12 protein-coding genes are annotated in these 14477 nt (G+C 57.1%); 9 read left to right on the top strand and 3 right to left on the bottom strand.

Features of this window, described 5'->3' with window-relative positions; all coding sequences use genetic code 11:
- Nucleotides 1-158: 158 nt before the first annotated feature.
- Complete coding sequence (locus ABO_RS13620) at nt 159-1082, bottom strand: hydroxymethylglutaryl-CoA lyase (protein ID WP_035460134.1); 924 nt, start codon at nt 1080-1082, stop codon at nt 159-161.
- Nucleotides 1083-1279: 197 nt separating this feature from the next.
- Here ABO_RS13620 and ABO_RS13615 point away from each other — a divergent pair, with 197 nt between their 5' ends.
- The 3 genes from ABO_RS13615 to ABO_RS13605 all read left to right on the top strand — a co-directional run bounded on the left by ABO_RS13615 (nt 1280) and on the right by ABO_RS13605 (nt 4129).
- Nucleotides 1280-2137 carry an esterase/lipase family protein gene (locus tag ABO_RS13615; protein WP_011589935.1) on the top strand — a complete coding sequence of 286 codons (858 nt, stop codon included), beginning with the start codon at nt 1280-1282 and terminating at the stop codon, nt 2135-2137.
- Between the two features lie 78 nt (nt 2138-2215).
- Nucleotides 2216-2665, top strand: coding sequence for an OsmC family protein (locus ABO_RS13610; RefSeq protein ID WP_011589934.1), 450 nt, complete (start codon nt 2216-2218; stop codon nt 2663-2665).
- Nucleotides 2666-2989: 324 nt separating this feature from the next.
- The gene (locus tag ABO_RS13605; protein WP_011589933.1) at nt 2990-4129 is read left to right on the top strand and encodes an acyl-CoA dehydrogenase family protein; all 1140 of its coding nucleotides are present in this window, start codon (nt 2990-2992) and stop codon (nt 4127-4129) included.
- Nucleotides 4130-4334: 205 nt separating this feature from the next.
- On the opposite strand, the gene ABO_RS13600 is transcribed toward ABO_RS13605, so the two are convergent.
- Complete coding sequence (locus tag ABO_RS13600) at nt 4335-5090, bottom strand: outer membrane protein (RefSeq protein WP_011589932.1); 756 nt, start codon at nt 5088-5090, stop codon at nt 4335-4337.
- Between the two features lie 393 nt (nt 5091-5483).
- On the opposite strand from ABO_RS13600, the gene ABO_RS13595 reads away from it, so the two are divergent.
- Nucleotides 5484-5771 carry a hypothetical protein gene (locus ABO_RS13595; protein WP_011589931.1) on the top strand — a complete coding sequence of 96 codons (288 nt, stop codon included), beginning with the start codon at nt 5484-5486 and terminating at the stop codon, nt 5769-5771.
- 135 nt (nt 5772-5906) lie between these two features.
- On the opposite strand, the gene polA is transcribed toward ABO_RS13595, so the two are convergent.
- On the bottom strand, nt 5907-8666 hold the full coding sequence (gene polA, locus ABO_RS13590) for a DNA polymerase I (protein ID WP_041705165.1): 2760 nt from the start codon (nt 8664-8666) through the stop codon (nt 5907-5909).
- A gap of 406 nt (nt 8667-9072) precedes the next feature.
- Here polA and ABO_RS13585 point away from each other — a divergent pair, with 406 nt between their 5' ends.
- From ABO_RS13585 to ABO_RS13565, 5 genes are read left to right on the top strand one after another with little or no spacing between them, the layout of a single operon-like run.
- Complete coding sequence (locus ABO_RS13585) at nt 9073-11871, top strand: monovalent cation/H+ antiporter subunit A (RefSeq protein ID WP_011589929.1); 2799 nt, start codon at nt 9073-9075, stop codon at nt 11869-11871.
- Entirely contained in the window at nt 11871-12209 is a 339-nt protein-coding gene (locus tag ABO_RS13580) for a Na+/H+ antiporter subunit C (RefSeq protein ID WP_011589928.1), read from the top strand. The genes ABO_RS13585 and ABO_RS13580 overlap by 1 nt, the downstream gene beginning before the upstream one ends.
- Nucleotides 12206-13687 carry a monovalent cation/H+ antiporter subunit D gene (locus tag ABO_RS13575; protein WP_011589927.1) on the top strand — a complete coding sequence of 494 codons (1482 nt, stop codon included), beginning with the start codon at nt 12206-12208 and terminating at the stop codon, nt 13685-13687. The genes ABO_RS13580 and ABO_RS13575 overlap by 4 nt, the downstream gene beginning before the upstream one ends.
- Nucleotides 13684-14178: a Na+/H+ antiporter subunit E gene (locus tag ABO_RS13570; RefSeq protein ID WP_011589926.1), complete on the top strand. Its 495-nt coding sequence runs from the start codon at nt 13684-13686 to the stop codon at nt 14176-14178. Before ABO_RS13575 ends, ABO_RS13570 begins: the two co-directional genes overlap by 4 nt.
- Complete coding sequence (locus ABO_RS13565) at nt 14172-14441, top strand: K+/H+ antiporter subunit F (protein ID WP_011589925.1); 270 nt, start codon at nt 14172-14174, stop codon at nt 14439-14441. The genes ABO_RS13570 and ABO_RS13565 overlap by 7 nt, the downstream gene beginning before the upstream one ends.
- The last annotated feature ends 36 nt before the right edge of the window (nt 14442-14477 follow it).

The raw sequence follows: 14477 nt of genomic DNA, 5'->3' as shown, positions 1-14477 counted from the left end.
GTCTTTTATTGTCGGTGGCGGTGCGGACATCGCAACGTCATGGTGCTTCTCTTGCGGAAGAGGTGAATGGGTTTCTATGAATGACGCTGCGCTCAGAGTATGAGTGCGGCGTCATTGGATCAACGCGAAACAAGCGTTAATCGCGTTGTCGCTTGTTGTTATCCTATGCAGGCTGTTTTGCCCTGCTTCTCCTGAGATTCGATCCATCCCAGAATGCGCCCGCCTAATGGTCGTTGGGTTGCTTCGGCTGCCAGAGCCACCGCTTCGCGCAAGCCCTGCACATCAATGCCGGTTTTCAGCCCGGCGCTTTCCAGCAAGTACACCAGATCTTCCGTGGCCATGTTACCGGTAGCGCCGGGTGCAAATGGGCAGCCGCCCAGCCCGCCGATGGAAGCGTCAAACCGCCTTACCCCTAGGTCTGCCGCTGCCCAAGCCATGGCGGCGGCTAGCCCGCGAGTGTCGTGCAGGTGGACATAGAATTTTTCGGCGCCGAACTCTTGAATCAAAGGCGCCATGATGTCTTTCATCTGTTGTGGGTTGCCCGCACCAATGGTATCGGCAATGGCCACCTCGTCGGAACCGGCAGCAAACATGCGCTCGCTGAGTTTCTGGGGCAGGGTTACTGGCACTGGGCCGTCGTAGGGGCAGGCAAAGGCGCCGGAAATATAGGTCCGGGTGGCGATGCCGTCGGCTTTGGCGGCGGCAATAATCGCTTCACAGCTTTGCGCTGCCTGCTCTAGGCTCATGCGTAGGTTGCGTTCGTTGAAGGAGTCGGTAGTGGATAGCACGAGCCCCACGGTGGGGTAACCCGCATCGCGGGCCAGCTGATAACCTTTTAAGTTGGGTATCAGGGCGGTGTAATGTAGATCGTTACCTTGTGGCAGCAGCGGAGTTAACGCAGCGGCGTCGGCCATCTGTGGGATTGCCTTGGGGCTGACAAAGCTGACCGGTTCCAAATAGCGCATGCCCGCATCGACCAGTAACTGGGCCAGTTTTGCCTTGGTGGCGGTGTCTACGGTTACAGGTTGATTTTGTAGGCCGTCGCGCAGCCCCACCTCGTTGATGATTGCCTGGTCTGTCATGGTAAATACCGTCGTGCCGAAAGGGGGCTGCAAGTGTGCCATCAGCGTTGCGGATGTGCACCTCAGGGAGCGAGTAGAACAAACGGCCAGTCGAGCGTGTCTTTTCCACGCGCGTTGTCCGACAGTCATACTAGCGACATGGTATCTTCGGTCACGCTGCCCTAGCGTTGGCACAATAACAACGGAGCAATGAAGAGATGGATCTGATCATTTTTCTGCTGTCGCTGCTAGTGATGAGCACGGTTACCCTGACACTGGCGTTTTATCTGTGCTGGTACTACGACCGATGCAGCTTTCCCGAGCAATCTGAGCTGCCCGGTGAACCCCCTTTACGGCTGTTGCCGACGCTACTTGGCATGGCCAAGGAGGCCGCCGCCCTGACAGTGCTAGTGCTTAGTTATCCGTTGCGCCTGATCCACGATTCTTCACCGGTACGTAGCCGCCATCACGGCGAGCCCCCGGTGATTCTGGTCCACGGTTACGGCGGCAACAGTGCCAACTTTTTATTTATGCAGTGGCGCCTGAAATGGCGCGGCTGGTCCAATGTGTATTCGGTGAGTTATACCCCGCCGCATATCAATGCCCGCAAACTATCCCAGCAGGTGGTTGATCATGTAGAGCGTATCCTGGCGACCACAGGCGCGGAAAAAGCCCACTTGGTTTGCCACTCCATGGGCGGCCCGTTAACCCGCTATGCGCTCAAGAATTTAGGGCTGGCTGGCAAGGTAGACCGGGTGATTACCTTGGGTAGCCCGCATTATGGAACGCGAGTTGCCGGCCTGTTTCCGCCATTGGGGGCTGCCGCCCAACTGCGCTACCAGAGCCCTTTTATCCGAGAGCTGGCCACCGAGGCAACCTGCCCAGGGGGCGCGCGGTACTTCTCCATCTTCTCCAACATGGATAATTTTGTGCTGCCGGTGTCCGCGGCGGTATTGCACGGTGCGGAAGACAATATCCATGTTCCTTATCTGGGGCACTGCTCGCTGCTCTACAGTAGCCGGGTTATGGATCAAGTGGAGCGTTGTCTTTTGGCCCCGCCCAAGGCGGCGGAGTAAATATTGATCTGCAACATGGTTGCCTTTCCTCTCTTCGCGGATCATGGTGAATATAAAAATGAGAGAGGGAGTTTGATCATGAGTGAATATGGCGCAACGGTGGCTTGGCATCTGCAGCGTGGTACCAGCTTTGATTATGAACACTTCAACCGGGATCACGAATGGACCTTCGCTGGTGGTGAAGTGGTATCCGCTTCCGGGTCTCCGGAATTCTACGGCTGTGCCAATCGGGTCAATCCAGATGAAGCGGTCATTGCTGCCACCGCCAGCTGTCACATGCTTACCTTTCTGTCCATTGCCGCCAAGCGTGGCCTCACCGTGCTCAGCTATATCGATCAGCCGTTGGGAACGGTGGACAAGAATGAGGAAGGCCGCATGGCGATCACCCGAATCGTGCTGCGGCCTCGGGTGGTTTTCGATGGCCAAGAGCCTGATGGCCCCGCCTTGGAAAAGCTCCACGAGAGCGCCCATCGTAACTGCTTTGTGGCTAACTCATTGCGTGCGGATGTACGCATAGAACCGGTTTAGCCTGCCCAATTAAGCAAAGCCTGAAAGGCTCTGTAGAAGCGCCCTCCTGAGCACGATTTGAAGTGCCAATGCCAGCAGCCAAACCTGCCTTTGGGGCTTTCTGGCTCAGGTGGGCGCTGTGCTGGCCGCATGGGCTATAGAGTGCGAGCCCGCCAGAAAGGCGTTTTTCGCCGTTTTCCCCGTTCTTTTTTCCTTCAGCTCGCGATCACGCCTGATCATGTAGAATAACCACACCGCACAATCGCCCCCCCGTGGGCTAACTAAAAATTGATGCCGGTGCGGTTGTGAATAGACCCCAAAACAGGTTTCCAAGGACTAGCCAACATGCTTGATAAGAACGAAATCGAACTGTTTCGCGATAATGTAAAAAAATTCCTCGAAAACGAAGTGGCCCCCCATTACAACCAGTGGGAAAAAGCTGAGATATTCCCACGTGAACTGTGGAATAAAATGGGCGAAAACGGCTTGTTGTGTGTGGACGTACCAGAGGAATACGGCGGCTTTGGCGCCAACTTCCGCCTGTCAGCGGTGATCGTAGAGGAAGCCTCTCGCGCTGGTTTCAGTTCCCTGGCCTCCAACATTTCTGTGCATTCCGACATCGTCGCTCCCTACATTCTGCACCTGGGCAATGAAGAGCAGAAAAAAACCTGGTTGCCGAAAATGGTTACTGGTGAAGCCGTGGGGGCCATCGGCATGACCGAGCCTGGCGCTGGTTCCGACCTGCAAGGCTTGAAAGCCCGTGCCGACAAGGATGGTGATGGCTATAGCATCAATGGCCAAAAAACCTTTATCACCAATGGTCAGCATTGCGACGTGATCGTGCTGGCCACCAAGACCGACCCCAACGCTGGCTCCAAAGGCATGACGTTGTTCACCGTGGATTGCACGCTGGACGGCTTTGCCCGTGGCCGCAACCTGGAGAAAATGGGCCTCCACGCGGCGGACACCTCTGAGCTATTTTTCGAAAACGTAAAAGTTGGCGCCGAGCAGATACTGGGTGGTGAAGGCAAAGGCTTCGCCAACCTGATGAACGAGCTACCCCGCGAGCGTCTGATTTTGGCGCTGGGCGCTGTCGCTGCTTGTGAAGGCATGATCGAGCGTACCATCGAATACACCAAAGAGCGCATGGCGTTCGGCAAGCCTATTTCCAGCCTGCAGAATACCCGTTTCGTGCTGGCGGACTTACACGCCCAGGTGGTGATTAACCGTGCCTACTGCGAGCAGTGTATCGAGCAGTATGATCGCAGCGAACTCACCGCCACCAATGCTTCCATTGCCAAGCTCACCGCCACCGAGCTGCAAGGTGTGGTAGCCGACAAATGTCTGCAACTGTTCGGTGGCTACGGCTACATGCAGGAATACCCGATTTCCCGCGACTACGTAGACGCCCGTATCCAGCGTATCTATGGCGGCACCAGTGAAATCATGAAAGAAATCATCTCCCGGGATATCATCGGGCGGTAATTGTTTCTCTTCATGCTTTATAAAAAACGCGGCTTCGGCCGCGTTTTTTTATGGTGTCTTATATCTTATGTAGGAGCCCCTCTAAAGGGCCTAACCGGCGGTAGCTTTGTAGTATAGGGCTTACATAGAAATGCTTAGGGGGGGGTATAGAGCGGGTTTATTCAAAGGGTAAAGTTGGCGCAGGCACACCTGCGCCATAGAACACTTAGAACTTGTAGACGGCAGCCAATAGCAAAGCTTGGCTGGTCACATCGATATCAGCATCAATGCCGAAGGCTTCACCATTTTCTTTTTTCACCGCAGTCACGTTGGCGGTGCCAAGATCGGCGTAGCGGTATTCAGCGCGCACAGACAGGTTCTCAGATAGCGACTTTTCCAAACCGAGAGCCAGTGCCCAGCCAGTGATATTGTCATCGTCGCTGTCAGAGCGGGCCGGGGAGCCAGGGTTACAAACAGTGCCATCGGAGGGGCAGTCAGAGTTCACTTCTACCTCAGTGAGTGTGGCGCTCAGGGTGCTATAAGCGAGGGTGGAGGCATTGAGTAAATAACCACCTTTGATTCCCAGCAGGAAGGTCTGGTTTATTTCTACTTCAGCTTCGGTCTGATTGCCCGCTAACGGGTCGCCGGGAATGCTCTTTACGGAATCACTGGTATTGCTGCCTTGATAGGCAAGTTCAGCACCTACAATCCAGCGGTCATTGAGAGCCATGTTGTAGCTGGTAAACACGCCATAGGCGAAGGCTGAATCGTCTAACGATTCGGAATCATTTGCGCCAACGGCGAGGGAATTACCTGGGGTAGCTGGGGTGATAATGCTGTCGGTTTCCCAGTCCATGGAGGAATCTTCATAGCCTAGGTTTAGGCCGGCTTGAACCCCAGTAAAAGCGTTGTCAGCAAAAGAGAGTGCAGGCAGGGCCGCAGCTAACAAAGAAGAAGCAACAATCGTGGATTTCATTTTCATTTTGGTACCAAGTGATAAAAACGGAGGTATTGGGCGCGAGTGAGCGCCGCGAAAGGAAGGTAACACTATTGCGCACAGCTGTTATCACCCATTTGGGTGAATGGATTTACTTTGCGCTCAATTTAGCCCATGCATACCCCAGTGCTTCCGGCCTTGCTGCGCATAACCCGTTACCCTAAATGGGTGATGGCCTCCCGGTGAATATCAGGGAAGATGAGTAGGGATGTTCTGAAAGCGTTCCATCCATGAGGAAATCAAAAGGGCGGTGGCAAGCTGCCTTGAGCACCAGCTCACACCATTGCGATCAATGTGTCGTCTTCGCTGAGCAGTATGTCGCAGTAAGAGCATTGATCAATATTGCCCCGTTTGGGGTGGCTGACAAATGGAGTTTCCATGATCAAAAAAGTGTTATCTGTGTTTTTTTTCATTGCCGTGATGGTGCCGCAGTCGTATGCACAGCCTGCCGAAGATGTAGAGGCATGCGTGGAAAGTAAAAGAGAGCAGTATCCAGGCGATACCCTCAATAATATGCGGCAGCGCTGTTTCCCAATCGCAGCGACTTGCTGGGGGTGGGGCGCTGGCGAGAATGCGGTTTATGAATACTGCGGCGCCGACGCTCTTAGGGATCGCGGTGTGGATTCACTGGCCAAGGATCAAGACAGCAAAAGTGACTGGGAATAGAACGGTTTCGCCACGTTTTCTGTGGTCTTGAAAGAGAATCAATGGGCGGGAGCCTGGACATAAGCCGGCCCCCGCTTGTTTATCGTTTTAACCCGCCATCAGGTGGGGCGCTGAATGTTCGCGTGCCAGCGTTCGTCAATGCGCCTCTTCCCAGTTCTCCCCAGCGCCCGCATCCACAATCAACGGCACTTTCAACTCCGCCGCTGATTCCATGCGCGCCTTTACTTCCTTGACCAGATCATCCACCTGATCGTCCGCCACTTCAAACACCAGTTCATCGTGTACCTGCATGATCATTTTGGCGTCGAAGTGGGTGGTTTCCAGCCAGTCGTGCACTTTGATCATGGCTTTCTTGATGATGTCGGCGGCGGTGCCTTGCATGGGGGCGTTGATGGCGGCGCGTTCGGCGCCTTGGCGGCGTTGGCCGTTTTTGCTGTGGATTTCCGGCAGGTAGAGACGGCGACCGTAAACGGTTTCCACGTAGCCTTTGTCTATCGCTAACGCGCGGGTGTCTTCCATGTATTTTTTCACGCCGGGGTAACGCTCGAAATAGAGGTCGATGTATTCCTGGGCTTCCTTGCGCGGCAGGCCCAGTTGTTTGGCGAGGCCGAAGGCGCTCATGCCGTAGATAAGGCCGAAGTTGATGGCCTTGGCGTTGCGGCGATCGTTGTCGCTGACCTCGTCCAGGGTTTTTCCCCACACTTCGGCGGCGGTGGCGCGGTGAATATCCAGGCCCTGTTCGAAGGCATCCGTGAGGCCTTTGTCGCCACTCAGATGCGCCATGATGCGCAACTCGATTTGTGAGTAATCGCAGGCGACTATTTTCTTTCCTTTGGGGGCGAGGAAGGCTTGGCGAATCTTACGGCCTTCTTCGCTGCGCACCGGAATGTTTTGCAGGTTCGGGTCACTGGAAGACAAGCGCCCGGTGGCGGTCACCGCCTGGTGGTAGGAGGTGTGCACGCGGCCGGTGCGTTGGTTGATCAGTTCCGGCAGTTTGTCGGTGTAGGTGTTTTTCAGCTTGGCCACGCCGCGGTAATCCATGATCACCTGGGGCAGTGGGTAGTCATGGGCCAGCTCTTGTAGCACCGCTTCGGCGGTGGACGGCGCGCCTTTGGGGGTCTTCTTGATGACCGGGATTTCCAGCTTTTCGTAGAGAATTTCGCCCAGCTGTTTGGGGCTGGCGAGATTGAATTCCTGCCCGGCGATGTCGAAGGCCTTTTCTTGCAGTTCCGCCATGCGTTTGGCGAGGAACTGGCTTTGGTGCTTGAGCAGGGTGGCGTCCACGTAGGTGCCGTTGCGTTCGATGCGGCTGAGCACAGTGACCAGCGGCAGCTCGATGTCGCGGAACACCTCGGGCAGTCGGTCTTCGGCTTCCAATTTCGGCCACAGGGTCTGGTGCAGGCGCAGGGTCACGTCGGCATCTTCGGCGGCGTAGGGGCTGGCTTCGTGCAGGCCGATTTGGTTGAAGGTGAGCTGCTTGGCGCCCTTGCCAGCGATGTCGGTAAAGCTGATGGTCTTGCGGCCCAGGTACTTGAGCGCCAGGGAATCCATGTCGTGGCGGGTGGCCACGGAATCGAGCACGTAGGATTCCAGCATGGTGTCGAAGGCGACGCCGCGCAGGGTGATGCCGGCGTCTTCGGCGAGCACGCTCATGTCGTATTTCAGGTTCTGGCCGATTTTCTTGAGGCTGTCGTCTTCGAGCAACGGCTTGAACTTGTCGATCACCAACTGCTTGTCGATCTGGTCTGGGGCGCCGGGGTAGTTGTGCCCAAAGGGGATATAGGCGGCCTTGTCGCTGACGGCCACGGCGAAGCCCACCAATTCGGCGTTCATATAGTTGAGGCTGGTGGTTTCGGTATCGAAGGCAAACTCGCCGGCGGCTTTCAGTTTATCCAGCCATTTATCCAGCATGGCTTCGCTGTAGACGATGTCGTAGGCGTCGCGGTTGAAACCGGCGGCGGGGGCGGCTTCGTTGTTACCGGCCTCTTCGGCAGCGGCCACTACGCTGGCGTCGGCACCGGAGAGTATTTCGCTCAACCAACCTTTGAATTCCAGTTCCTTGAAATAGCGGGCCAGGGATTCGTTGTCCGGTTCGCCGAGTTTTAGGTCGTTGAGGTCTTCGCTGAGTTCGCAGTCCAGTTTGATGGTGGCCAGCTGGTAGGAGAGGAAGGCCATCTCTTTGTGTTCTTCCAGCTTTTTGGCCATGGTCTTGGCGCCACGGAAGCTGAGCTCGGCGATCTTGTCCAGATTGGCGTAGATATCTTCCAGGGAGCCGAGCCCCTGTATCAGGCCCAGGGCGGTTTTCTCGCCCACGCCGGGAACGCCGGGGATGTTGTCCACCTTGTCGCCCATCAGGGCGAGGAAGTCGATGATCAGCTCCGGGCCCACGCCGAATTTCTGCTTCACGCCCTCGATGTCGTAGAGGGCGTTGTTCATGGTGTTGATCAGGGTCACGTGCTCGGTGACCAGCTGGGCCATGTCCTTGTCGCCAGTGGAGATTAGCACCGGCTTGCCCTGGGCGCCGAAGATGCGCGCGAAGGTGCCGATCACATCGTCGGCTTCCACGCCGTCTTCGATGATCAGCGGCAGGCCCATGGCGCGGATCAGGTCGTGCAGGGGTTGCACCTGTGCGCGCAGATCATCGGGCATGGGCGGGCGGTTGGATTTGTACTCTTCAAACAGTTCGTCGCGAAAGGTTTTGCCCTTGGCATCGAAGATCACCGCCATGTATTGCGGGTCGTAGTCCTTGATCAGTTTGCGCAGCATGGAGGCGACGCCGCGCACCGCCCCGGTGGGCTGGCCGCTGGAGGTGGTGAGCGGCGGCAGGGCGTGAAAGGCGCGGTACAGGTAGGAGGAACCATCGACCAGGATGATGGGTTTTTCGGCTGCGGACATGGGGCTCGACTTCTGCTGACTGAATGATGGAGAGAGTGTAGCGGAAATGGGGCCAAGGGGCAGGGGCGAGCGACAAGCAACTAGCGACAAGCGGCAACACGGGCTGGGCATTCGTTATTGGTAGACGCCGGGCACGGGCTTGCCTGTTCAGCAAGGCTTTCCACGTGTTGTCGTTTGAGGCTTGTCGCTTGCCGCTGAACTTGTGCATACTGCGACCTCCATTCTTTCGATACGGATGCTATGACCCCTTTCCTGGTTCAGCCTTGCCGCATCATCCTGTCCCAGTGTCCGCGCCGGGGGCGTCGCCCGTATTTTCCTGATCCGCCGCTGTCATTGTCTTTCTAGTTCACCCTGTTCAAGCTAACGGGCGGGTTGCCGCCTTTGTGATAATGACAACGGATTGACTATGAATCTTGCCTTTGTGGTGATGTTGCCCTTTCTGGGCGCGTTCCTGCCGCCATTGGTGGAGCGCGTAACGGGGAATCGCACCTTGCTGGCCTGCGGGGCGGCGGCGCTGCCGGCGCTGGCGCTGGCGCTACTGTTTAACCCGGCCCGCAGGGTCTTTGCCGGGGAGACGTTACACAGCACCTTGAGCTGGATCCCTTCACTGGACCTGTCGCTGGCTTTCCGGCTGGATGGCTTGGCATTGCTGTTTGCCATTCTGGTGCTGGGGATTGGTTTGCTGGTGATCCTCTACGCCCGCTATTACTTGTCCGCCAAGGAAAAAGCCGGTCGCTTCTACGCCTATTTGCTGCTGTTTATGGGCGCCATGCTGGGGGTGGTGACCAGCGATAACCTGCTGTTACTGGTGGTGTTCTGGGAGCTAACCAGCTTGAGCTCATTCTTGCTGATTGGTTTCTGGGGTCATCAAACCGGGGCGCGCAAGGGCGCGCGCATGGCCATGACCGTGACGGGCATGGGCGGCTTGGCGCTGTTGGCCGGTGTGTTGTTGATCGGCGATGTGGTGGGCTCGTTCTCGTTAACTGAGGTGCTGGCCAGCGGGGATTTGATTCGTGGCAGCGAGCTATACCCGCTGATTCTGTGCCTGGTGTTGCTGGGGGCCTTTACCAAAAGTGCTCAGTTCCCGTTCCATTTTTGGTTGCCCCACGCCATGGCGGCACCGACCCCGGTGAGCGCCTACCTGCATTCCGCCACCATGGTGAAAGCCGGTGTGTTCTTGCTGGCGCGCTTGTATCCGGCCTTGGCAGGCACGGACCTGTGGTTCGATATTGTCACCCTTGCGGGTATGGCGACCTTGCTCTGGGGCGCGCTGGTGGCCCTGTTCCAGCATGACCTAAAGGGCTTGCTGGCGTACTCCACCATTAGCCACTTGGGCCTGATTACTCTGCTGTTCGGTTTGAACAGCCAGTTGGCGGCGGTGGCTGCCGTGTTCCACATCATCAACCACGCTACCTTCAAGGCGAGCCTGTTTATGGCGGCGGGGATTATTGATCATGAAACCGGTACCCGCGACATGCGCCGCATTAATGGCCTGTGGAAGTACATGCCCTATACGGCGGTGCTGGCCATGGTGGCGTCGGCGGCCATGGCCGGGGTGCCGCTATTGAACGGCTTTTTGTCCAAGGAAATGTTCTTTACCGAAACCTTGCAGTCTGAACAGCTGGGGACGCTGAGTTGGTTGCTGCCCTTGGGGGCAACGTTGGGCGGGATATTCTCGGTGGCCTATTCTGCGCGCTTTATTCATGACGTGTTCTTTAACGGTGAGCCCATCAACCTGCCCAAGTATCCGCCTCATGAGCCGCCGCGTTATATGAAGGTGCCGGTGGAGATATTGGTGGCGCTGTGTGTGGCGGTGGGGGTGTTCCCGGCGATCACCGTGGCCGGGCTGCTGGCGGTGGCTGCTTCTGCCACTCTGGGCGGTGAGTTGCCTGAGTATCACTTGGCCATCTGGCATGGCTTTAACGTGCCCTTGGTGATGAGCTTTATTGCCCTGTTCGGCGGCATCTTTGTCTATTCCCAACGTCGCCGTTTGTTTGACCTATGGACTCGCTTGCCGGAGGTGGACGCCAAATTGGTGTTCGAGGGGCGAATGCAGCAGCTGGGGCGAATGGCCAGCGCCATTACCGGCTGGCTGCAGAACGGCTCATTGCAGAGCTATGTGGCCTGGGGTGTGGCGTTGGTGGCGGTAATTTTGCTTACCCAGATGTGGCACCTGCCGGCGCTGAGTTTGGCGGCCCCCATGTTGCCTATGGACGGGGTGGCGATTCTTTGTACCACCATGCTGGTGGCCAGCGCCTTGCTGACCACAATCATGCATCGGCACCGAGTGACGTCGATTATGTCTTTGAGCGTGGTGGGGCTAATGGTGTCGCTGTTGTTCGTGCGCTTCTCGGCACCGGATTTGGCGTTGACCCAGCTGTCGGTGGAAGTGGTGACCATGTTGCTGCTGATGCTGGCCATGTATTTCCTGCCGGTGCGCACTAAGGTGGAGTCCTCGTCTGTGCGGGTGTTCCGTGATGTGCTGTTGGCACTTATCACCGGCGGCGGCGTTGCGGTGTTGGCGTTTTTGGTGATGACCGGAGAGACCGCCACCATCAGCCAGTTTTTCATGGATAACAGCAAATCCGGTGGTGGTGGCACCAATGTGGTGAACGTCATCCTTGTGGACTTCCGAGGTTTCGATACTTTCGGTGAAATCACCGTGCTGGGGATTGCCGCTATGGGCATTTATGCCCTGCTCAAAGACCTGAACCTGGCCTCTGCTAAGTACGATTCGCAGGGCCGGCCTTGGGCGAAAGATGCCCACCCGTTGGTGCTGGTGACCATTTCCCGGCCCTTACTGCCGCTGGCTCTGTTAATTGCGGTGTACATATTCTTGCGCGGGCATAACCTGCCCGGTGGCGGCTTTGTGGCTGGCTTGATCACTTCGGTGGCCTTGGTGTTGCAATATGTGGCCTCCGGGGTGGGGTGGGTACACAGCCGCATGCCAGGGGATTATCACCCGGTGGTGGCGCTGGGCGTATTGTTGGCCGGTATGACCGGTGTGGGTAGTTGGGCCTTTGGCTACCCCTTCCTGACCAGTTCCTTTACTTATGTATCGCTGCCGGTGATCGGCAAATTCGAGCTGGCCACCGCCATGTTGTTCGACACCGGGGTATTCCTGACGGTGGTGGGCGCAACACTGTTGATGCTGGCCAACCTGGGCAAGCTTTCGCTGCTGGATGACAAGAGGGAGAACGCCTGATGGAACTGCTGGTGGCAATCATTATTGGTGTACTGGTGGCCTCCGGGGTGTACCTGTGCCTACGTGCACGGACTTTCCCGGTGGTTATGGGCCTAACGCTGCTGAGTTACGGCGTGAATGTGTTTCTTTTCTCCATGGGTGGATTAAAGATGAACCAGGTGGCGGTGGTTGGAATGAGCCCGGACCCCACTGATCCACTCCCTCAGGCGCTGGTGCTCACGGCCATCGTCATCGGCTTCGCTATGACGGCGTTTTTGGTAGTGCTGGCCTTGCGTGGCCAGGGAGAGCTGCACAGTGATCATGTGGATGGCAAGCCGGATGAAGGGGGCCGTTCATGAGCCACTGGATTATTGCCCCGATACTGATACCGGCGCTGGCGGGTATGTTGCTGTTGCTGGAGGTGCGCGAGCGCCACCGGTTGCGGCGGATCACCGGCCTGCTGTCCTGCTCGGCGCTGCTGGCGGCGGCTATTTTTCTGGGCAATCAGGCCTGGGGCGGGGACATCACCGTTTACGCGCTGGGTAACTGGCAGGCGCCGTTCGGTATTGTGCTGGTGCTGGATAAGCTCAGTGCCTTGATGGTACTGCTGACGGCAGTATTGGCGTTCCCTGCGCTGCTGTACGCTAGCTGCGGTGATGACCGCAAAGGCGCGAATTTCCATGCCTTGTTTCAATTTCAGCTGATGGGTATCAACGGCGCCTTCCTCACCGGAGACTTGTTCAATCTGTTCGTATTTTTCGAAGTGCTGCTGATTGCCTCTTATGGCTTGGCTCTGCACGGCCGAGGCCCGGAGCGAGTAAAGGCAGGCTTGCATTATGTGGTGCTTAATTTGGTGGGCTCGGCGCTGTTCTTAATCGCGTTGGGGTTGATTTACGGAACCACCGGCACGCTTAACATGGCGGACTTTGCGGTGAAGGCCCAGGCGCTTACCGGCACCCATGCCGTCTTGTTAAAGGTAGCGGTGTTGATGCTGTGGGTGGTGTTTGGGCTCAAGGCGGCATTGTTTCCATTGTATTTCTGGCTGCCAGCGGCCTATGCCGGTGCCACCGCCGGGGTGGCCGCATTGTTTGCAATTATGACCAAGGTGGGCTTTTACGCCATGCTGCGGGTTTATGCGCTGGCGTTTGCCGATGGCCCCTTTGCTGGACTGGGGCAGGCGTCACTTTGGTGGTTGTCGTTGGTGACATTGGCATTGGCTTGCATTGGCGTGCTGGGCGCTAAACGGCTGGGCACACTGGTGTCGTACCTGGTAGTGATGTCTGTGGGTACATTAGTGGCGGCCTTGGCCTTCGGTGAGCTACAGGCGGTGGGCCCGGCGCTGTACTACCTGCTGCATTCCACCCTGATTTGCGGTGGCTTGTTTCTGCTTACGGACTTGATTGCCCGTGGTCGAGGCGACGTGGCGGATTACCTGCAGATTGGCCCGGCGATTCTTAATGGCGGTCGGCTGTCACTGTTGTTTTTTGTGGCGGCGATTGCGGTGGTGGGTTTGCCGCCTCTCTCTGGTTTTGTCGGTAAAGTGGCGTTACTGCGCAGCGTACCGGATCCGACTTATTGGGTGTTGCTGCTGCTGGCGGGGCTGTGTGGTTTGATTGCCCTTAGCCGGGCAGGTTCTACCTTGTTCTGGCGCACCACCGGGGAGGGCCGCGGCCTACGCCTGGGCCACCGGCGTTTGTTTCCCGTAGTGGCGTTGCTGATGGCGACCCCGCTGATGGCCGTGTATGCGGAACTTTTGTTGCAACTAACCGCTGCGGTTGCGGAGCAGCTGCGTAATCCGGACTTATATTTGTCAGCAGTATTGGGAGGTGGGGCATGAAGTTACTGTATCGCGTGCTGCCTTACCCCAGCCTGAGCCTGATTCTGTGGTTCGCCTGGATGCTGCTTAGCGGTTTCACTGCCGGGCATGCGGTGCTGGGTGCGATTCTGGCAGTGCTATTACCGCTGGGGACTCGGCCGTTCTGGCCAAATGTGCCACGCATTCGCAACCTGCCAAAGCTGCTGGGTTTTGTGGTGGTGGTGGTGTACGACATTGTGGTGGCCAATGTATCTGTAGCGATTAAGGTGCTGGGACCGCTGCGCTCCATTCGCCCGGGCTTTGTGGAGCTGCCGCTGGAATTGGAAGACGACTTTGCCATTGCTCTGCTGGCCAGCACCATTTCGCTGACTCCCGGAACGGTATCCGCGGATGTGAGTCTGGACAGGAAAACATTGTTGGTGCATGCGCTGGATGTGGATGACGTGGCGGCACTGGTGGCGGAGATCAAGCAGCGCTATGAGCAGCCGCTGAAGGAGATTTTCGAATGTTAGAGACGGCGATTTCTATTGCCCTGGCGCTGATTACCTTGGCCTGGGTGCTGAACTTGTACCGCCTGATAATCGGGCCCTCACTGCCAGATCGAGTGTTGGCGTTGGATACCATGTACATCAACAGTATTGCGCTGATCGTAGTGTACGGTATCCAGGTGGACAGCAAGCTTTACTTTGAAGCGGCTATGCTGATCGCGCTGATCGGCTTTGTTAGTACCATTGCGGTGGCTAAATACGTTACCCGCGGGGATATTATTGAGTGAGCGCCAGGTGCCGGGCGCCTTACGCCGAACGCAGTG

It is taken from the genome of Alcanivorax borkumensis SK2 (assembly GCF_000009365.1).
Taxonomy (GTDB): Bacteria; Pseudomonadota; Gammaproteobacteria; order Pseudomonadales; family Alcanivoracaceae; genus Alcanivorax; species Alcanivorax borkumensis.
Note: the sequence above shows the minus strand (reverse complement) of the source record. Positions and strands in the feature narration are given on the sequence as shown.

Coding starts and splice junctions, on each gene's coding strand:
- ABO_RS13620 (WP_035460134.1), bottom strand. CDS start 1,082: ATGACAGACCAGGCAATCATCAACGAGGTGGGGCTGCGCGACGGCCTA.
- ABO_RS13615 (WP_011589935.1), top strand. CDS start 1,280: ATGGATCTGATCATTTTTCTGCTGTCGCTGCTAGTGATGAGCACGGTT.
- ABO_RS13610 (WP_011589934.1), top strand. CDS start 2,216: ATGAGTGAATATGGCGCAACGGTGGCTTGGCATCTGCAGCGTGGTACC.
- ABO_RS13605 (WP_011589933.1), top strand. CDS start 2,990: ATGCTTGATAAGAACGAAATCGAACTGTTTCGCGATAATGTAAAAAAA.
- ABO_RS13600 (WP_011589932.1), bottom strand. CDS start 5,090: ATGAAAATGAAATCCACGATTGTTGCTTCTTCTTTGTTAGCTGCGGCC.
- ABO_RS13595 (WP_011589931.1), top strand. CDS start 5,484: ATGATCAAAAAAGTGTTATCTGTGTTTTTTTTCATTGCCGTGATGGTG.
- polA (WP_041705165.1), bottom strand. CDS start 8,666: ATGTCCGCAGCCGAAAAACCCATCATCCTGGTCGATGGTTCCTCCTAC.
- ABO_RS13585 (WP_011589929.1), top strand. CDS start 9,073: ATGAATCTTGCCTTTGTGGTGATGTTGCCCTTTCTGGGCGCGTTCCTG.
- ABO_RS13580 (WP_011589928.1), top strand. CDS start 11,871: ATGGAACTGCTGGTGGCAATCATTATTGGTGTACTGGTGGCCTCCGGG.
- ABO_RS13575 (WP_011589927.1), top strand. CDS start 12,206: ATGAGCCACTGGATTATTGCCCCGATACTGATACCGGCGCTGGCGGGT.
- ABO_RS13570 (WP_011589926.1), top strand. CDS start 13,684: ATGAAGTTACTGTATCGCGTGCTGCCTTACCCCAGCCTGAGCCTGATT.
- ABO_RS13565 (WP_011589925.1), top strand. CDS start 14,172: ATGTTAGAGACGGCGATTTCTATTGCCCTGGCGCTGATTACCTTGGCC.